The 19,057-nt window shown below is 36.5% G+C and carries 17 protein-coding genes; 4 read left to right on the top strand and 13 right to left on the bottom strand.

The genetic code is table 11. The features are described from left to right. Positions 1-1,178 precede the first annotated feature (1,178 nt). Positions 1,179-1,850 carry a hypothetical protein gene (locus QMO11_RS08980; protein ID WP_282036972.1) on the top strand — a complete coding sequence of 224 codons (672 nt, stop codon included), beginning with the start codon at positions 1,179-1,181 and terminating at the stop codon, positions 1,848-1,850. A 72-nt stretch (positions 1,851-1,922) separates the two neighbouring features. On the opposite strand, the gene QMO11_RS08975 is transcribed toward QMO11_RS08980, so the two are convergent. Then, positions 1,923-2,798 (bottom strand): peroxiredoxin family protein, encoded by an 876-nt coding sequence (locus tag QMO11_RS08975; RefSeq protein ID WP_282036971.1) that lies wholly within the window; start codon positions 2,796-2,798, stop codon positions 1,923-1,925. Between the two features lie 316 nt (positions 2,799-3,114). Between QMO11_RS08975 and QMO11_RS08970 the strand changes: the two genes are divergently transcribed. Continuing rightward, positions 3,115-3,759, top strand: coding sequence for a hypothetical protein (locus QMO11_RS08970; RefSeq protein WP_282036970.1), 645 nt, complete (start codon positions 3,115-3,117; stop codon positions 3,757-3,759). A 538-nt stretch (positions 3,760-4,297) separates the two neighbouring features. After that, positions 4,298-4,924, top strand: a complete 627-nt coding sequence (locus QMO11_RS08965; RefSeq protein ID WP_282036969.1) for a hypothetical protein — start codon at positions 4,298-4,300, stop codon at positions 4,922-4,924. 152 nt (positions 4,925-5,076) lie between these two features. Here the strand turns inward: QMO11_RS08965 and QMO11_RS08960 are convergent, their stop codons facing one another. The 12 genes from QMO11_RS08960 to QMO11_RS08905 all read right to left on the bottom strand — a co-directional run bounded on the left by QMO11_RS08960 (position 5,077) and on the right by QMO11_RS08905 (position 17,601). Further along, entirely contained in the window at positions 5,077-5,808 is a 732-nt protein-coding gene (locus QMO11_RS08960; protein ID WP_282036967.1) for a CDP-alcohol phosphatidyltransferase family protein, read from the bottom strand. A 249-nt stretch (positions 5,809-6,057) separates the two neighbouring features. After that, the gene (locus QMO11_RS08955) at positions 6,058-8,433 is read right to left on the bottom strand and encodes a heavy metal translocating P-type ATPase (RefSeq protein WP_282036966.1); all 2,376 of its coding nucleotides are present in this window, start codon (positions 8,431-8,433) and stop codon (positions 6,058-6,060) included. 97 nt (positions 8,434-8,530) lie between these two features. Further along, entirely contained in the window at positions 8,531-9,262 is a 732-nt protein-coding gene (locus tag QMO11_RS08950; RefSeq protein WP_282036965.1) for a sulfite exporter TauE/SafE family protein, read from the bottom strand. 2 nt (positions 9,263-9,264) lie between these two features. After that, positions 9,265-9,705, bottom strand: coding sequence for a FixH family protein (locus QMO11_RS08945; RefSeq protein ID WP_282036964.1), 441 nt, complete (start codon positions 9,703-9,705; stop codon positions 9,265-9,267). Positions 9,706-9,718: 13 nt separating this feature from the next. Further along, complete coding sequence (gene ccoG / locus QMO11_RS08940; RefSeq protein WP_282036963.1) at positions 9,719-11,068, bottom strand: cytochrome c oxidase accessory protein CcoG; 1,350 nt, start codon at positions 11,066-11,068, stop codon at positions 9,719-9,721. A gap of 115 nt (positions 11,069-11,183) precedes the next feature. Further along, positions 11,184-11,768 carry a cbb3-type cytochrome c oxidase N-terminal domain-containing protein gene (locus QMO11_RS08935; protein WP_068474580.1) on the bottom strand — a complete coding sequence of 195 codons (585 nt, stop codon included), beginning with the start codon at positions 11,766-11,768 and terminating at the stop codon, positions 11,184-11,186. A 22-nt stretch (positions 11,769-11,790) separates the two neighbouring features. Then, positions 11,791-11,976: a hypothetical protein gene (locus QMO11_RS08930; RefSeq protein WP_282036962.1), complete on the bottom strand. Its 186-nt coding sequence runs from the start codon at positions 11,974-11,976 to the stop codon at positions 11,791-11,793. Between the two features lie 8 nt (positions 11,977-11,984). Further along, positions 11,985-14,135, bottom strand: coding sequence for a cytochrome-c oxidase, cbb3-type subunit I (gene ccoN, locus QMO11_RS08925; protein WP_282036961.1), 2,151 nt, complete (start codon positions 14,133-14,135; stop codon positions 11,985-11,987). Positions 14,136-14,157: 22 nt separating this feature from the next. After that, positions 14,158-14,346 (bottom strand): cbb3-type cytochrome oxidase assembly protein CcoS, encoded by a 189-nt coding sequence (gene ccoS / locus QMO11_RS08920; RefSeq protein ID WP_282036960.1) that lies wholly within the window; start codon positions 14,344-14,346, stop codon positions 14,158-14,160. Positions 14,347-14,355: 9 nt separating this feature from the next. Further along, entirely contained in the window at positions 14,356-15,282 is a 927-nt protein-coding gene (locus QMO11_RS08915) for a c-type cytochrome (RefSeq protein WP_282036959.1), read from the bottom strand. 10 nt (positions 15,283-15,292) lie between these two features. Next, positions 15,293-16,633 (bottom strand): NrfD/PsrC family molybdoenzyme membrane anchor subunit, encoded by a 1,341-nt coding sequence (gene nrfD / locus QMO11_RS08910; protein ID WP_282036958.1) that lies wholly within the window; start codon positions 16,631-16,633, stop codon positions 15,293-15,295. Between the two features lie 20 nt (positions 16,634-16,653). Continuing rightward, on the bottom strand, positions 16,654-17,601 hold the full coding sequence (locus tag QMO11_RS08905) for a 4Fe-4S dicluster domain-containing protein (protein WP_071792537.1): 948 nt from the start codon (positions 17,599-17,601) through the stop codon (positions 16,654-16,656). 577 nt (positions 17,602-18,178) lie between these two features. On the opposite strand from QMO11_RS08905, the gene hisG reads away from it, so the two are divergent. Then, positions 18,179-19,036: an ATP phosphoribosyltransferase gene (hisG, locus tag QMO11_RS08900; RefSeq protein WP_068474602.1), complete on the top strand. Its 858-nt coding sequence runs from the start codon at positions 18,179-18,181 to the stop codon at positions 19,034-19,036. Positions 19,037-19,057 lie beyond the last annotated feature (21 nt).

The raw sequence follows: 19,057 nt of genomic DNA, 5'->3' as shown, positions 1-19,057 counted from the left end.
CTAAAAATTATAAACAAGACACATTACTTACACCAGACGCCTTGAGGCAGCCACGTTCCTCGCTGTGACGAGGCGCCTACACGATATTGCGTCATCGCGATGCAAGAAGCGACCTCTAGGCGTAAACACAAACACCTCTGCCTTCTAACTAATCACTAAAAGCTATTTTCAGGGTGTGTCCCTCGTCAGCACATTTGTCAATAACTTCAGCGATATTAATCTCGGGCCGCGCTTTCCACTATATCTTTAGTCGCCATAATGGGCTCCCAAAGGATGCCGTTGCAATCGCTCACACAAAAATGTTAACTATCTGTTGAAAAATATAATATCTTCTATAAAGTTATATACCTATAATGAATATCACTGTTCAAAACTTACAACAATTGAAACCCTATATCATTAATAATTTAATATGATCTTTTAATGATTTCACTGTTAATATATACGCAGGAATTTGATTTAAATAGAAATAACTTCTCTTAAAAACTACTAATAGCCAAACGCGAATGTTTGATAACTACGTTTAAACAAAACGTGGGTAAAAATTCGGTTCTGCACTTATTAACAAGTCGATATACTAGTCGGGAACTACGAATAAATAGACAGCAGTAAACACTAATATATTGAGCACATTAGCTGCCTTTTTAAGATGGAGTGAGTAAGTAATACTACTTTATCAACAAAGCAAAAGAGCGAGACATTATACACTGCGATGAGGCATTTAGATCACACGAAGTAAAAATTTAGGCATAAAATACAATGCGCAAAGCCCAAGTAACTGTTAACAAGTATTCCGATGTATGTAAATGCCCAAAGCAACGCAGCGCATACTAAAAGTTACCTTTTTATGAGCTGCGATTGAGTGCGCAAAGCCTGCGACTTGTTATTCTATCATTACGACCAATTGCTACGGTAAAAGATTTGTTGTTTTGATATCCGATTGATTGCTGAAAGCTAAAGCAACAGTATTTTGCCCTCCGAAGTAATTATTATGCGTTGCGACACAAAATTTATAGCCTCCGAACACAAAATTTTGATAAAAGTAGGGTTACTGAATAACTAACACACCTGCTGTAAACATATAATAGATAGGCTAATGCGCGTAGTTTATATTTGTAAATAAGAATTATTATTGTAATATTCGTATAGACAAGACATAAACTATTAAATTTTTAACTATGAACAGAAAATTCCCAGGGGCGGCCTCAACCACCCTTAGTGCATGCGCTGTAATTGCACAATCAGCAGAAACTAATCAAGCTGATTTAGTATTGATTAAACCCAGTCTTACACCAGAGTATTTCACAAACTTTAAAGCAGAGATAGATAGTACACGGCAAACTGTTGTGGGCGTTAATAAACATGCCACGCTTAAGCAAGCCACATCAACCGTGACTAATCATATTGAAGAAGCGTTCTCGTTAATAAGACGCTTAAATGTTATGATAGACGTGAACTTTGATCCTGCTAGCGCTCAAGAGTGTTTAGATACCATTAGGTATCAAGAATTTTTTAGAGGCGTTACCAAAAAGCAGCAAGCAGCAACTATGGATTTGCTGAGTGCCATAAGCGAAAATCATGTGTGGCTAAGCGATACATTTACTCAAAAGGGTTTAGATATCGAAGTTATCAATAAGCTTATTGCTTTAACTCCCAAAATTATTGAAGCCAATACGTCTCAGGAAGTAAAGAAAAACACTAAAAAACTTACCAACGAGCAGATAGAAGCCATTAATGATATTTATAAACAAGTGAGCGATATTTGTAAAATTGGCAAGGTTATTTATGCTGATGATGAGGCAAAAAAACGAAATTATAATTTTAAAAAGGTTGTGGCAGGATTGAATTAAGTTGGTAAAAACAAGAAAGTACAAAGCAGGAACACCACTAGGTATTCCTGCTTTTTTATGAATAGAATAATACTAAATTTCGTTAGTTAAATATCTGCGTGCATATTTACTATCACCGCTAAATACATGTTTCCCTTCCGGGTTTAAAATAACCAGTGTTGGATATGTCTGCACTCTAAGAATCTCGAATATAGGATTACTTGGCTCTGCAACAAGCGTATTAAAGGTATAGCCTAAGTCAGATATTATATCAAATGCAGTTTGGTTTGTTTCGCTATCTAACATTCTATTTACCGAATAAAAAACTACATTATCAGCTTGAGCAAAATCTCTATACAAGTTCTCAAATTCAGGAAATAACCTAAAGCACATACCACAATGCGAATGCCAAAAATCTAACACAACATATTTGCCACGTAATGCATCTGTATCTAGTAATTCGCCATTTTTATTGAGCAAGCTAAAATTGTTTGCCCCTTCTCTTGTTTCAATTTTACCAGTATAAGAGCCATAGGCTATCTTATTACAAAACATATTGTATCCCTCAAAGAACATAAATAAGGCCAGTACCAATCCTCCCAAAAAGCTAATAAGCTGAACACTTATTTTTTTATTACACACTGTATAGGCCAAAATGCAAGCCAATATACCCGTTAGAAAATCGGGTAAAGCATATATTGTTGCTTGAAAATTCATAAGCAATACGGGTAATTCAAGTATAGTAAAACCCAATAAACAAGAAATAAAAAGTGCTTTTTTTGACACCCCATTTCCCAATGTTCGCATAATTAGTATTACTAAACCAAAGTAACTTATAAAATGCACCAGTATGGCGAATTGAAAACCTCCGTAGCCATTATAATATAAATAGCCTCTTGCTAGGCAGGTTACAAGCGTAGTAATAAGTGAGAGCGCAAAGGCCAATACAATTTTTTGCTTCTTAGTCATGTTTAAATAGATTAGGTATTGAATACAAATTGAATCATTAATACATATTATAGTTATAGGCAAACTAAACATATTTATGATGCAAAAACAAAAATTAAGCGTGACAAAATTGTGACTAAACACAAACACCTGTTTGTTAATTAGCTATAAACTTATTGCTGAGGTAAAACAAGAGAATTGAGAGGTGGTGATATACCCGTTCGTGCAAATTTGTAATCTATGCACGTTAGATGACTACAGCTTAAACAAGTGAATTGATATTTGCATATTTAATTTTTAATACGCATCTATATGACTTTGTAAAAAACTAAGTTAAATGGATGATAAAAAACGACTACTCAATAAGAGAGAATATTATAATTTAAATAAGTATACCATTGGTAAGTTGTTTAAAGTAGTTGGAATAGGAGCCACATCAGTAATTGCATTATTAACTGTTATTGCTACTTATGATACGCAATCTTTTGGAGAGACTATCTTTTTGTTTTTATTAATCCTATTTATTGGTAATTTAATTTCGCTAACGCTAAGTTCTTCTATATTTTTTGCCGGATATTGGGAAGCAAAAGCTCAATTCAAATTCTTTTATAGAATACCAGAAGAATTAAAAACTGACATTGAATTTGAGCTATATTTTAAACCTCTTTATAGTAAATATAGTCTTCTGGAAATACATACTCTTTTCACTTATGAAAACACTACCTTCTCTTTGGTACATATGAGAGGAGAAAGGCAAGTATGGATAAATATGATGAATGAACTTAGTTCTGTTGAAAATATAATGGAAGAAAAAAGGCCTTTTGATAAAAAATATAAAACTCAAAATATCGAATTAACGGGTTTAGGATTAAGAAAAGTAATCAAATACAAAGACTGGGATTTAATAAGTAAGGATAAATTTATAAATGCTTTAGAAGATTTACATAAGGTATCAACACAAGAGGGATTTAATAAACCTTAAGTATAAGGTTTTATAAAATAACACCATGCTGGTGCGAGTTTGCAACTCGTACCTTTTAAATAAATAACAAAGCCACATTTAAGTAATGCGGCTTCTGTTTTATAAGACTGTTTGCAAGCTATTTAAGCCCACGTTCGCACGGATTTCTAATCCGTGCAATAAGCGTTAAGTAAAGGATTAAGGATTTACATTTAAAAGAAGTTAGCCATTGAAATAAAAAGTAAGGGTTTATAACAGATAGTCTTTCAATATAAATGTTTCACGGATTACGCTGCGTTTAGTCCGCGCGAGCAAGGCAATGAATTTAACATGATTAGAGTTGAAATTATTCTGTAGTCACGAGCTAAAAGCTCGCGCTAGCAACGCGAGGACTCGTTCTGTAGCTTAAGCAAGGAAAGAAACAATATTAAGGCTTTGCCATGACGAGGCGCTTTTGGTCTTAATACTTCATACTGAAAATTAAGTAATACCCCCAATCAATGCAAAGTATTTATGATTTTGATATATTGGTACATATACTTTTGAATAAACCTTAATTATGAAGAAGATAGTATCAATATTAGTTTTGTGTTTCTGCCTTATCAATGTTGTATGTCAACAGAAAACACAGGGAAAGCAAGATCTTAGTAATAATAAAACAACACGGGATAGCTGCGCCATTAACTACTTTATAGCTTATGGATTAGGCGAAATGGCATTTAATCAATTTCAGAATTTTAGTGGAGAAATTGGACTAAGGTTTAAAAACCAGCACATGCTAAGGTTTGTATATAATAACATAAAGGCAACAGAAAAACACTTATCGAGTAATTTTGCAAATGCCGTTGATGGCCATAATGTACGTGGTTTACTTAAAAGCTATGACTTGATTTACAATATACCCGTATATAAAGGTATTTATGCTGGCGCTCTTGGAGGCTATGTTAATGATTATTATGAACACACTGAGTTAGACGAATCTGTTGAGCACTTCTCACCAACTTTGGGCTTCAGCGTTGGGTATAGAGATACCAATCTATTTAAAGTGAAAGGTCTTTACTATTATTTTGAACTCCCTTTTAGGTTTTACCTGAACCCGCTTGAAGAAACTAAACTAGGCGATTCAACAGTAAACCGCCATTTTTTTGTGAATAATATTTGGTTCTTTATTGGCTTTCAGTTTTAAGATAAGGAAGCTGCACTCTTTTTTTGCAATCACCACAAACCCCAATAAACCCCACTGCAGGTTCTTGTGTGAGCAATTGCAGCGGCATCCTTTGTGAGCCCATTATGGCGAAACAAAGATACAGCGGAAAGTGCGACCCGCAGGGGCACACCCTACCTTTTAAACAATAGTTTTACAAGAGAAAAAAGAACGTATAGGGCAATGGTAATGGCTATTCCGCCTACTCCGTTGGTGATTAAAAAGAAGAGACTCACGGCCAAAAGTAAATACTTATCAACATTATCTTTTAGAGAGAGGTTTTTGAATTTGAGCGAGAACATAGGTATTTCGGAAACCAATAGAAAACTGAATACGGGCACAAAAGCCAATAGCAACCATTGATTGTGAATAAGTGTGTGCAACCATCCATCGCCATTAGTAAAATCATAAGCTAAAGCAGACAAAAACAAGCCTGTTGCGGTGGTGGTTAACCCGATGAAGCTTTCGCTTTGGCGGGTATCTACATTAAATTTAGCCAATCGCAAGGCCGAAAAAACAGTCACTAAAAAGGGAGACAAGATAATAGCTATTTGAGTAGGCTGGGCAGCTAGGGTATCGGCAGAGAAGCTTCCTAGCAGAATGTACTTCAGCATCATGTGCAGCAATACCATTGGGGCAAATCCGAAACTAAGCATATCGGCCAATGAATCGAGTTCCTTGCCCATTGGCGAATAGGCCTTAAGAGCACGGGCTGCAAGTCCATCGGAAAAATCGAAAAGTGAAGCCAAGAAAATTAGAATGGCAGCCTGGGGCAATAAACCCTGAAAGCCCGCGAAAGCCGCTAGTGCTCCGCATAATACATTAAGGCTGGTTATAAAATTTGGGATATGATTTTTGATTGTCATGGGATGCTATTTTGTTTGCAGCAAATGTAAAAAGATATTGTGTAAGGACAAGTGCTGAGGGAGAGCTTATTTTTGAGTATCAAGTATCAAGTATCAAGTATCAAGTATCAAGTATCAAGTATCAAGTATCAAGTATCAAGTATCAAGATAAAAAGATGAGTACTTATATCCAATACTGATTGAGGCGATATACTTTAAAGATGTAAAGAGTCTTGCTACTTGATACCTGATACTTTTGTCTTAAAGAACCTATATCTTCTTCCCTGCCCAACGCGTTGAAAAAGTAGTGAATACCACTACTGTTATAGAACTTACGGGCATTAAAATAGCTGCTACTACGGGCGATAAATTTCCGCTTATGGCGAATGCCAAACCAATAAAATTATAACATATTGAAATAATAAAACTTTGCTTTACAATGCGCAAACTCTTTTGTGCGTAACGCACAAACTGGTGCAGACGACTAAAGTGTTTGGCTTCGAGAATGGCATCGCCAGCAGGCGAAAAATGGTAAATATCGTCGGCTAAGGATAATGCCACATCGCTACTTAAGAAGGCTCCGGAGTCGTTTAGTCCATCGCCAGTCATGAGCACTCGCCTACCCTCTTCTTTCAGTTGAAGTATGAAGTTTTGCTTGTCTTGCGGCTTTTGATTAAAACGTATCTTATCTGATTCGAAATAGCTTAGCAGGTTTTCTTTCTCGCCATCGTTATCTCCCGATAGCAGGTATAAATCGTACTTTGATTTAAGAGCTGCAATTACCTCTTCAATGCCTTCGCGATACTGGTTGCTTACTTTAAAGTAACCGCGCAGTTGATTATTTATAGAGATATACACAGCCGAATTTTCTTGCTGTACCGCTTCAGCTTCGCCACTAACATATTCTAATGAACCCAATTTTATAGGCATTTGATTAATGGTAGCAAACAAACCACGTCCGGCTATTTCAGTAAATCCAATGGTTTGAAGAGCTTCTGCGGGCGAATAGTTGGCCGCAACAGCTGCACTCAAAGGATGGGTTGATTGTTTTGCAAGAGCCAACACCATATTGAGCTCATGATCTGTTAAAGGATTGCCCACGAACTTAACGCTGCTTTCCTCGGGCTTGGTAAGCGTTCCGGTTTTATCGAAAACAATGGTATCAATAGTGGTGAGTTTTTCAATAACATCGATATTTTTAAGATACATGCCCTTTTGGCCCAATACTCGCATGGCACTACCAAAGGTAAAAGGCAGCGATAGCGCAAGGGCGCAGGGACACGCTACAATAAGCACTGAGGTTAATACCATAAGTGCTGTTTTAAAATCGGCTTGAAGCATCCAATAGCTGAAGCCTGCCACGGCAATAATAATTACAGCAATGGTAAATCGTCCGCTTATTCGATCGATAATAGACGTAAGGCTGCGCTTGCTTTTCGCCTGCTTTTCGCTTTGATTCCAAAGTTGGGTAAGGTGACTTTGCTCAACTTCTTTATCAATTTTAACCACAATGGCTCCGCCGGTTTGTATACCACCGGCATATAAAAAATCGTCTTTCTTTTTAATAACAGGAACTGACTCTCCGGTTACAAAACTATAGTCGATCAGTGCATTTCCACTTACGAGAACAGAGTCTGCAGGTATGAGTTCCTTATTTCGGATTAAAAGTTGATTCCCTACTTCAATATTTTTTAAAAGCACACTCTCTTCAACCTCATCGGTAATTCGAGTAACTGCCACCGGAAAATACGATTTGTAATCTCTATCGAAAGCCAAGGCCTGATAGGTTTTGCTTTGGTACCAACGCCCTAATAATAGAAAAAAGAGGAAGCCACTTAAGCTATCGGAATAACCTGGGCCTATGCCTAAAAGTACTTCGTAGGAAGTAACGGCAAAAAGCGCCAATATACCAATGGCAATGGGTAAATCGATATTTACGATTCCTTTACGGAGATTTTTAAATGCTGAAATAAGGTAATCGCTTCCGCTATAAAATACCAAAGGAATGGTAAGAACGTACATCAGGTAGTATAGGAATACTCCAAAACTACCATCGACAGCTTCGCCATTAAAATACTCGGGCAAACTGTAAAGCATCACATTTCCGAAAACAAAACCTGCTACTCCAATTTTATAAATGAGGCTTTTATTCTGCTTGCTTCCGTGTTCTTTTCCGTCAATATCTTGCAATGAAATATCGGGGATATAATGAATAGATACCAATAGTTCCACCAATTGGCGCAGACTGATTTGCTCTGTATCGAAACTTACAGTATAGGTTTTCTTTACGAAGTTTACCGCGCCATACTTAACGCCTTCGTTCAGCTTATTTAAATGCTCGAGCAACCAAATACACGATGCACAGTGAATAGTTGGTATATAGAAAGTGACTTTGGCAATGCCATTATCGAAGAAATCGTATAGCTTTTCTTTAACCTCGTCGTTATCGAGATAGGCGTATTTATTTTGATGCGGCACTTCATTTAAGCGAATACCGGGCTGTTGTTCAAACTCGTAATACTGCTGCATTTCGCTGCCATTAAGCATCTCGAATACCGTTTGGCATCCGTTACAACAAAATAGATTTCCATTTTTCTCAATGGGATGTTTGCCACAATCGGCACCACAGTGTACGCATTTATTCATTTAATACTTTTATAAGGCGATTAGTGGTTTTGGTTAATCACAAGCAAGCTGCGAATCAGACTAATTTCTATTATCTAAATTCTAATGATCTTTTCAATTAATGACAACAAGAGTTATCAACAGCTTCCTTAGTATCTACTTGGGAATGGGCTGCTGGTGATAATTTACTCTCGGGTGGACTTAAATAAGGAATACCCAAACTTAAACCTCGCAACACAAAAATAAGTCCGATTACCACAACCATTACAGGGATCACTTTATTCATTTTATTACGAACAGAAAGGCTCATCATATTACCCAATATAGAAATAGCCAACATTAAGGGCAGCGTACCTAAACCAAATAACAACATAAATAGGGCGCCTTCTGCAACTCCTCCTGCACCAATGGCGCCGGCAATAGCTACGTAAACCAAACCACATGGCAATAGGCCATTCAATAGGCCAATAAAAAATAAGCCTCCGAACGATTTCTTTGCAAATAGACGTTGAATGCCCTTGCGAACAGCTCCCGCGAATGGTATTTTTCCTGAATTCACCTTTTTAAATAGCGAGGGCACTAATACTGATATAATCATTAAAACACCCATTGCAACGGATACCCATTTCTGAAATCCAACCAATGAAAGTCCTTGCCCCACTAATCCGAAAACTGCACCCATAAGCGCATAGGTAACACTGCGGCCAAGATTATACAAAACCCCACCTGTGACTTTAACGGCATTATTATTCCCGTTTAAAGGCAAAGCCAAGGCTATTGGCCCGCACATACCCGCACAATGGAAACTACCCATTAAACCGAGTACAAATCCTGATAATACAATATCCATAATTATCTAACGAAAAAATCTTTAGTAACCTCGTAAGGCTCTTGGTTGTATTCCCAAGATACAGTTACATTATATCTGCCGTGTTTTAGCTGACTCTTATCCACTAAAAACTGTGCATCACCTGCTGGCACATCGAGCTTTAAATCGTCTTTCTTGTCCGAAGCACGATAAAAATAGATTTGCTTCTCTCCTTTTAACTCAGGGCAAACCTCTGCGAAGGCAAACAAAACATGACCCTCTTGATTCTTTATTGAGACACTATCTTTTAATGAATAAGATCTCTTTTGAATTTCCATATGATTAGAAAACTCAGCCCCTTGCTTATAGTAATCCTTAGTTACTAAATCGTTATTCTGTTTTAACGAAAACATTACAAACGACACCATCCAAGTGAAAAATAACACTAGAAAAACTATTACTCCATGTCCCCAACTAAACTTCATCTTACTATATAATTTATTTTTTCTGATTAGGCCCTACAAAAGACGCACTAGCCGAATCAATCATTTTTCCATTCTCGAAAGCACCAATTTTTACTTTAGTACTTCTTTTAACAATAGCACTCTTGGCAAGTTTTATAATAATGATACCACTAAAATTATTACTTGCTTTTAACTCTACTGGATGATCAGACAGAAAGAAGCTTCCCTCTTCTGGCTCCAGTAATTTTATTTCTATATCCTTAAATTCAGGTGTTTTATTAATAATCTTTAATTGATACATATTTGATAATGTATCGGCACTTACCTCTTGATACAAAGTCCCTGGCATTCTTAACAACGAAGTATCCACTTCGGTTCGCTTAGAGATTGCAATAATCAGTGTAATTAATAAGGCTGATAGAACTAGGACATAACCCAAGGTTCTGTAATTCTTGATACTACTCTTACCTGTCTCTAGTTGATATTGTGAGGTAAACCTGATTAAGTTTTCGGGTTTACCAATACGCGTCATTACGGAATTACACTCATCAATACAAGATGTACAATTAACACATTCGAGCTGACTACCATTTTTGATATCAATCCCCGTTGGGCAAACTTTAATACAAGCTCCACAATTGATGCAATCGCCAGCTTCTTTTGATCCGCGTGGCTCTCCCCTCTTATAATCGTAGGCAACGGTAATTGACTTTTTATCTAGCAGTACACCTTGCATTCTGCCGTAAGGGCAAAACATAGTACAGACTCCTTCGCGCAAATAAGCATAAATCCAGAAGTAAAATATACTCACCGCAAACATTGCCCCGTATACTTGCCAATATTCTTCAATGGAACTATTCCATATTTCAAGTAAGTAATCTAATCCCGTAAACCAAAGAATAAATACATTGGTAAAAAACAGCGTTACAATATAATACAATGCATATTTAAGAATTCGCATTGGAAGGGAAACTTCTCTTTCTTTGTTACGATAATTACCATGAAACAGATACTCTATTCTTCTGTATAGGCCTTCCATAAAAACAGTGTGCGGACATGCCCAACCACACCATATACGACCAAATACTGCAGTAAATAAAACGATGAATACAACAACACTAGCCATAACCAAGGCCATTATATTGGTATCCTGCGAATAAACAATCTGTCCGAATAAATAGAACTGCCTATTGAGCACATCCAAACGCATAAACGGATGACCATTTATAGTTACAATTGGTGCTAGAATAAAAAAGAATAATAACAATGTAGAAACCAAGGTACGACGTCTGTACCACTTCCCTTGAGGTTGGCGCACCTTAAGCCATTTACGCACTCCTGTTTCATCAATATTATCAGGCCTGTCTCTAAATGTTTTTTCCATACTTTTCAATCTGGTTAGCTACTAATTACTAGCGGGAAATTAAAAATAAAACACCCCTTTATTAAAAGCATAAAGCTAATAATAAAGGGGTGAAATCTCTTATCAAAAATGTATATTATTTACATTCTTCGCCTTGCGGATCTTTAGGATTTGCTGGTGATGATCCAACTAACTCTTGTAATATGTAATTGGCTACATATTTGATTTCGTCTTCAGACATCATAGCTTTGTAAGGAGTCATACCTTTGGTTGGCTTACCTTCGCTAATCACTTTCATAATATCAGCTTCAGAGCAGCCATTAATCCAGAACTTATCTGTTAAATTAGGACCAATTGCATTACCTTCTCCACTTTGACCGTGACAGGCCATACAAGCGTTCTTAGTATAAAGCTCTTTACCTTTTGCAACCATATCATTCATGGCCAACTCTGGTTTATTGCCCTGATTTTGTTCTTTCAACTCAGCCTGACTGGCTTCATAAGCAGCTACTGATGCAGCATATTCTCCATCCTGACCTCTTCCGTTACCTGGGTATCCAAAGTAGTGAATTGTATAAAACAACGAGAAACCAATTGTTACTAAAAATAATAAAGTAATCCATAACGGAGCAGGATTGTTTTGCTCTTTAATGCCATCATAATCATGCGACTCGATATCGTCATGAAAACCATTGGCTCCAATATTTACTTCTTGGCTCATAAATTATATATTTAGTTAATTATTAACGCATCTCGGTTCCGTTATCATCTTCTAGTATGGCATTTTTATACTCATTCATCACCTCCTTTGGAGTGCGAATGGTTTTATATGCAATAATGATGAACAGAACAATAAAGATGAAGATACCTATTGAGTAATACCAATAGAGACCTTCAACATTTTTTAATACTTCACTTACAAATCCCATAAACTCTTTTATTCTGTAACAGATATATCGCGTCCTAGTTTATGTAAATACGCAATAATTGCAATTACTTCTTTAGTTGGCTCAACTTCTACACCCGAAGCTTTTAAATCCGCTACTATCTTTTTAGCTTCTTTTATATATTCCTCAACGGCACGTTTATCAAAATCGGCATCATACGGAACACCCATCATTTGCATCACGCGAATCTTACGAGGAATTTCATCTAGATTAACATCATTCTCTGCCAACCAGCTATATTCAGGCATTATCGTTTGAGGATTCATCTCAAACGGATTCATAAAGTGATTGTAATGCCAAATCGCCGTTTTATAGGTAGTAGACCCCGCAATAGAGAAATCACCTAAATATCCTGCTCTAGATAAATCTGGCCCAGTACGACGAGATCCCCATTGGAATGGATGATCATATACATACTCACCAATTTTATTGTACTCACCATATCTATCCGTTTCCCAACGAAGCGGTCTAATTTGTTGCGAGTGACAGTTATAACAACCATTGGCAATATATACATCGCGCCCAGCTAATTCTAGAGGCGAATAAGGTTTTACTGATTCTATTTTAGGAACATTAGATTCTATTTTTAATAATGGAATAATTTCTACTGCTCCACCAATAACCACTGCCACAAAAACCAATACGGCAAAACGAACACTTCTACGCTCTAACCAACGGTGCACTGTTTCGCCTGATGCATCACGCTTGCTAGGATTAACAAGAGCTGGTGCTTCTGCTTCCTCATTGGCTGTAATTTCACCCATCGCAAATGTTTTTATCATATTAAATAAGAACATTAAGAAACCTGCGAAGAATAATACACCACCTACAATTCTAAAGGCGTATAATGGTAATATTTGTATCGTTGTTTCAAGGAAATTTGGATAAGCCAAGCCACCTGCATCCGTATATTCTTTAAGCATTAACCATTGTGTAATGGCTGCCCAATATAGTGGGATTGCAAACAACAGAATACCCAATGTACCAATCCAGAAATGTGCGTTGGCTAATTTCTCAGAATATAATTTTGTTTTAAATAACTTAGGAACTAACCAATAGAACATACCGAATATTAATCCGCCATTCCAGCCCATTCCGGCAATATGCGTATGTGCAATAGTCCAATCTGTAAAGTGACTAATTGCGTTTACCGATTTTAATGACATCATTGGGCCTTCGAAAGTAGCCATACCGTAGGCAATTAATGCCACTACAATAAACTTCAGGTCAGCTCTATCTCTCACCTTATCCCATGCGCCACGCAATGTTAATAATCCATTAACCATACCACCCCACGAAGGTGCAATAAGCATGATCGAGAATGTAACCCCTAGCGCCTGTAACCAATCAGGTAAAGCACTATAAAGAAGGTGGTGAGGACCTGTCCACATATATAAGAATATCAATGTCCAAAAATGTATAATGGATAACTGATACGAATAAATAGGACGATTTGAGGCCTTTGGTAGATAGTAGTACATTAAACCAAGCCATGGCGTAGTTAAGAAGAATGCTACTGCATTATGACCATACCACCATTGTACCAATGCATCTTGTGCACCTGCAAATATTGGATAACTTTTTACTAGTGAAACTGGAATACTCAATGAATTTACAATATGAAGAATAGCAACACCTAAGAAGGTTGCCAAATACCACCATACCGCAGCATAAATATGTTTCACCCTACGCTTTACAATGGTTCCAATCATATTCCATCCAAAAAGCACCCAAGATATTGCTATTAAGATATCAATGGGCCACTCTAACTCAGCATATTCCTTACCTGTTGTAAAACCAGCTAATAAAGTAACTGCTGCCAAAACGATAACAAGCTGCCAACTCCAAAAATGAATTTTACTAATCCAATCGTTGAATAATCTTGCCTTTAAAACACGCTGCAAGGAATAATAAATTCCCGCAAACATTGCATTTCCGATAAATGCAAAAATTACAGCATTAGTATGTACTGGTCTTACTCTACCAAAAGTGGTATACTCAAGGCCAAAATTAAATTGTGGGTATGCCAACTGCAATGCAGCCAAAAGCCCAACAATTAAAGCAACTACTCCCCAAACGAGAGTGGCAAGAATAAAATTCTTAACCGTTGCATTGTCGTATTTAAATTTTTGTATTTCCATTATTGTTACTCAATATGGTTTGTTATTTATCTGTTTTTGTCTTTTGCTCTTCAGTACTGCTGACCGACTCATTGTCATCATCGAATAAAATCCGAACTGAAGGTGTATATGTATCTTCATACTGTCCAGATTTTACTGCCCATACAAAAAGCCCTAAAAAAAATAGGGCTGCAAATAAGCTTACTCCGACTAGTAAATAAAGAATATTCATAAATATTTTCTAATAGATTACTTGCTCTTCATCCGATACCTCATCCTTACCTAAAGCAAATATCTTTTTTAATGATAGTGCAACGTAAATAATAAAGAACCAAACGGTAATGACACCACCTAAATATGAAAACAAGATCCAAAGTGGTGCTTTTTTAACAGTATTCCACATGGCTCGTTCTGCATTCAAAGCTGGTTTATTAGTGGCAACTGCAATTTTTAAATCTTTTGCTACAGTTAAATCGCCATAATTCTCAGTATCAACAAAACTAGCTGTTAATGCAACATTACCAATTGAATCTCCAGGAAGCTCATCGTTCCAATCGATATTAGCAATACCATTGCCGTCAGTTGTTTTTGGCTCTCCGATTGGCAATTGACCAAAATATCTCTTGGCTACAATCTTAACATCTACTCCTGCTACAGGAATTTGTTTTCCTTCATTGTTAGCAATTACCTTAACCAATACTTTTTTTGCGTCAGCATCATAGGATAAATCCATAGCCAAAGTCGCACCTTCTGGGATATTCGTTTCTACCTTAGCAGCAACTTCTTGTTTATACCCTTTATGAAAACTGCGGATATAAGCAATCACGTTCCAAGTATCTGTAGCACTTAATGCACTCTTAAAAGATGGCATTGTCACTCTTCCCTCTTGTATCTTATAATACAGCTCTCCATCAGTATTATCACTAAACTTTGAACCTGCAGGATCTCCAGGAGATGGCATAAGTGGAATAGGATTATTCTGCCCCGGCGTACCATGACAACTTACACAGTTATTTTTAAAAATATCTGCACCTAGTTTCTCCATGCTTGGCGAGAAGGTTACGGTACTCAATTTTCCTTTTTTATCGGCAGGAACAATCCATTCTCCTTGAGCATAAACCCCTGTAGAAATTACAAAACCGATAATTAGTAATATATAATTCTTCATAAATTCTTTATTAATGGGTTTTGTTCTCTTTATCTTCAACATGCTCTTCTGCCATTTCCCAAATAGGAATTACCGGGAATAATTTGGCTAACACTGAAAAAATCATCACAGCCATAAGAATAGACCCAACTGTTACAGCAGTCTCAATAACTGTTGGTTGATAAACCACCCACTCATGCGGCAAATTTTGTACTGGTAAGAAAGGATGTTCCATTGTTGGGATCACAATGATATACCTTTTAAACCAAGCAGCAACCAAAACAAACAGAGATATCACCATTAAGTTAATTGGGCTACGCATCTTTTTCCATAACAATAAAAAGATTGGTAATATTAATCCGGCTAGTTGAGTAAACCAAAACATTATAGCATGTTTCCCTACAAATAATTCGTGAATATGAATGGCATCAGCACCTTTCATTTTATAAGCCGGAACCAAAAACTCATTTAAGTTAAAATAGAAATAAACTACACAAACGAGTTGTAATAACTTACCCATCTTATCAAAAACATCATCATTTAAATACTCGCGTAATCTATATGAATTTCGAATTACAAATACTGCAATAACCAATGCAGCCATACCTGTTACGAAGGCACCAGTTAAGAAATAGGGCCCAAACACTGTACTATCCCAACCTGCACGTGGCGTTACAGCCATTAACCAAGATGTAACCGTGTGAATAGCAAACGCAGTTGGTATTACCAATACTGTAAGTATTCGTATGGATTTAAATAATAATTTATATTGTTTTGGATGATGTGTCCACTTAAATGACAATAGTTCGTAAACCATACTTTGCCATTTCGGCATTTTATTATCCCTACCTCTAGCAATTGCTAAATCCGGAATTAATGGTAGTAGATATAATAGTGAACTGATTACAAGGTAAGTTGTAACAACAGTAACATCCCAAAGAATTGGTGATTGTACCCTACCGTATAAGAAAACATTTAGCAATCGCTCTGGACGCCCCATGTCTGATACGATCACAAGCCCTGCCACAGCGGCAAAGGAAACTGCGATCATTTCTGCAATCCTTGAAACAGGCTTAATCCACTTGTAGCCTAACAGACCACAAACCCCACTGATTAACATACCAACTAAGGCAGTGGCTACAAAAAATACGAAGTTGGCAATATACATACCCCAACTTACCATATCTCTCATGCCTGTAACAATAAGACCTTTATCAAACTGGATATAATAAGCATAAAGGCAAGCTACTAAAGCTACGGTTAAAAATGCCATCCAATTATGGAAACCCCTTGTAAAACCAACAGGCCTCAGAACATCGGTGGCAATTTTATCGAGCTTTGTTTTATTTAGTCTGAACTTCTCTCCCGACATAAAATTAAAGTTTAAGTTTATTAGCTATGATGATTATCTGGTTTCTCTGGAGTATCAAAAACTCTATCTTTTGGAGGCAGATAATACACTCTTGGCTTAGTTCCTAACTCTTCCATAAGTCTATAACCTGCTTTCTTCTCAAGAAGCTCACTTAATACAACAGTTTCTTTTGTTGTACCATTAGTAACTGCATCTTCGTTCTCATCACCGAAATAAAATACCCCATTCGGACAAGAGCTAACGCAAGTTGGTAAATCACCTTCTCTGAGGCAATCGGCACTAAATACACATTTACTAACTGTACCTTTCTTCTGTGGGATATTAGCTTCAATATCATATTCCATTGGTTGCTCCTTGTACATCTCAGCATGGAAAGGCTCTTCCCAATTGAAGATACGCACTGAATAAGGACAAGCTGCCATACAGAATCTACAACCAATACAACGCTCGTTATCAATTAGTACAATACCGTCTTGACGCTTAAATGTAGCATCAACAGGACAAACTGAAACACACGGTGCATTATCGCAATGCATACATGGTTTAGGCATATTGTAAGGTGCCGACTTAGGACTATCCTGCATTACCAAGGTGTTGATATGGAATTGATATGGGTGCAGGTGATGATGCTTTTGGCACCCTTTAATACACTCCCTAGCATTTCTACATTTGGCAAGGTCAATAACCATAACCCAACGCTTACCTTTAATACCAACACGTCCTCTTGACTGCAAAGCTTCTGTATCTAATTTAACAGCTTGCATCTGAGTTTTTGGTACTTCAACCATCACATGATCTGAAGTCATTACCTTAACGTATTCGCCTTGATTGCTATCTGAATATTTAAATCCCGAAGCAATTGCTCCAGTTGAAGCAGCACCCCCTACTAAACCAAGTTTACGTAGGAAAGCTCTACGAGAATCTTTCTGATTTTCACTCATCTCACTCTTTTGCTTATCAGAACTCATTAGTTATATTTTTATATTTTAATTTCTTATTTGAACCTTAACTAACCCTAAACTATATTTCACAACAATAGCCTAATAAAAGGCTATTAACATAGCTATCAGAAAATTAGATATTCCGATGCTGAATATAGATATTTTAACATTTTATCGCACTAGAAAGTTTTAACAACAAGGCCGTTATTTTATCATTTATAATCATTCTAAATAAGACCCCAACATCCGAATTAATTAATACTTCTAGTTTTCTTAGAATATCAAACAATCAAAATGCAATATGGTTCTTTTATAATCTGATACTAAACAGTGCAAAAATCTTTTAAATTAACTATTATTTATCATTCATTTGCTTGGATGTTTAAAAATAACACATACATTTGTATGCAAATAATAGAAACAATGACATACATCACACATCATCACGGGCATCTTTATAAACTACCATAAATGGGAGCCGTGACTGTGTATCATGATATTTAAGAGGGCTTACCGTTTGGTTAAGCCCTCTTTTTTTGTTTAAAATATTAGAATTGACCAGAAATAATTAGGTATCCAACCTATTTGATAAAAAGAACGAGAAATGGAAAAACTTAGAATTGCATTACAGAAAAAAGGAAGACTTCATGATGATTCAATGAAGTTATTAAAAGAAGCAGGTATTAAATTTAATATTGGTAGCGGAAAACTAGTAGCTCAATCACCTTCCTTTCCAATCGAAGTATTATTCTTACGCGACGATGATATCCCACAAACAATTGCTGATGGCGTTGCCGATCTTGGTGTTGTAGGAGAAAATGAAGTTGCGGAAAAAGACTTTGACATAGCTGTTGCAAAACGCCTTGGATTTAGTAAGTGTAGAATTTCATTAGCTATTCCTAAATCAGAAGAATATACAGGTAAAAAGCATTTCCAAAATAAAAAAATAGCCACATCATATCCGGTAATACTCCAAAAGTATTTCGATAAAGAAGGAATTGATGCAGATATACATGAAATTACAGGATCTGTTGAAATTGCTCCTGGAATTGGTTTAGCTGACGGTATATTTGACATTGTTAGTTCTGGTAGTACATTAGTTGCCAACAGCCTTAAGGAGGTTGAAGTTGTTATGCAATCAGAAGCTTTGCTTGTAAAAGCCGATAATTTATCAACAGAGAAGCAGGCCTTATTAGATGAATTATTATTTCGCTTAAATGCGGTAATGACAGCAAACTCTAATAAATACATATTATTAAATGCGCCAAACGATAAAGTTGATGAGATTGTTAGTATTCTACCAGGTATGAAGAGTCCTACAGTTTTGCCTTTGGCAGAGGAAGGATGGAGCTCGATTCATTCGGTAATTTCAGAAAAGAAATTTTGGGAGATTATTGGCAAATTAAAAGAAAACGGTGCAGAGGGCATTATCACTTTCCCTATTGAGAAAATGATATTATAATAAAACACATAAGTAAGGGCA

Origin of the sequence: Saccharicrinis aurantiacus, assembly GCF_947489045.1 — a bacterium.
In the GTDB taxonomy this organism is placed as follows: Bacteria; Bacteroidota; Bacteroidia; order Bacteroidales; family Marinilabiliaceae; genus Saccharicrinis; species Saccharicrinis aurantiacus.
Note: the sequence above shows the minus strand (reverse complement) of the source record. Positions and strands in the feature narration are given on the sequence as shown.

Coding starts and splice junctions, on each gene's coding strand:
- ccoN (WP_282036961.1), bottom strand. CDS start 14,135: ATGGAAATACAAAAATTTAAATACGACAATGCAACGGTTAAGAATTTT.
- QMO11_RS08905 (WP_071792537.1), bottom strand. CDS start 17,601: ATGAGTTCTGATAAGCAAAAGAGTGAGATGAGTGAAAATCAGAAAGAT.
- QMO11_RS08945 (WP_282036964.1), bottom strand. CDS start 9,705: ATGAAGTTTAGTTGGGGACATGGAGTAATAGTTTTTCTAGTGTTATTT.
- QMO11_RS08980 (WP_282036972.1), top strand. CDS start 1,179: ATGAACAGAAAATTCCCAGGGGCGGCCTCAACCACCCTTAGTGCATGC.
- ccoG (WP_282036963.1), bottom strand. CDS start 11,068: ATGGAAAAAACATTTAGAGACAGGCCTGATAATATTGATGAAACAGGA.
- QMO11_RS08915 (WP_282036959.1), bottom strand. CDS start 15,282: ATGAAGAATTATATATTACTAATTATCGGTTTTGTAATTTCTACAGGG.
- QMO11_RS08975 (WP_282036971.1), bottom strand. CDS start 2,798: ATGACTAAGAAGCAAAAAATTGTATTGGCCTTTGCGCTCTCACTTATT.
- QMO11_RS08935 (WP_068474580.1), bottom strand. CDS start 11,768: ATGAGCCAAGAAGTAAATATTGGAGCCAATGGTTTTCATGACGATATC.
- QMO11_RS08950 (WP_282036965.1), bottom strand. CDS start 9,262: ATGGATATTGTATTATCAGGATTTGTACTCGGTTTAATGGGTAGTTTC.
- QMO11_RS08970 (WP_282036970.1), top strand. CDS start 3,115: ATGGATGATAAAAAACGACTACTCAATAAGAGAGAATATTATAATTTA.
- QMO11_RS08930 (WP_282036962.1), bottom strand. CDS start 11,976: ATGGGATTTGTAAGTGAAGTATTAAAAAATGTTGAAGGTCTCTATTGG.
- ccoS (WP_282036960.1), bottom strand. CDS start 14,346: ATGAATATTCTTTATTTACTAGTCGGAGTAAGCTTATTTGCAGCCCTA.
- QMO11_RS08955 (WP_282036966.1), bottom strand. CDS start 8,433: ATGAATAAATGCGTACACTGTGGTGCCGATTGTGGCAAACATCCCATT.
- nrfD (WP_282036958.1), bottom strand. CDS start 16,633: ATGTCGGGAGAGAAGTTCAGACTAAATAAAACAAAGCTCGATAAAATT.
- QMO11_RS08960 (WP_282036967.1), bottom strand. CDS start 5,808: ATGACAATCAAAAATCATATCCCAAATTTTATAACCAGCCTTAATGTA.
- QMO11_RS08965 (WP_282036969.1), top strand. CDS start 4,298: ATGAAGAAGATAGTATCAATATTAGTTTTGTGTTTCTGCCTTATCAAT.
- hisG (WP_068474602.1), top strand. CDS start 18,179: ATGGAAAAACTTAGAATTGCATTACAGAAAAAAGGAAGACTTCATGAT.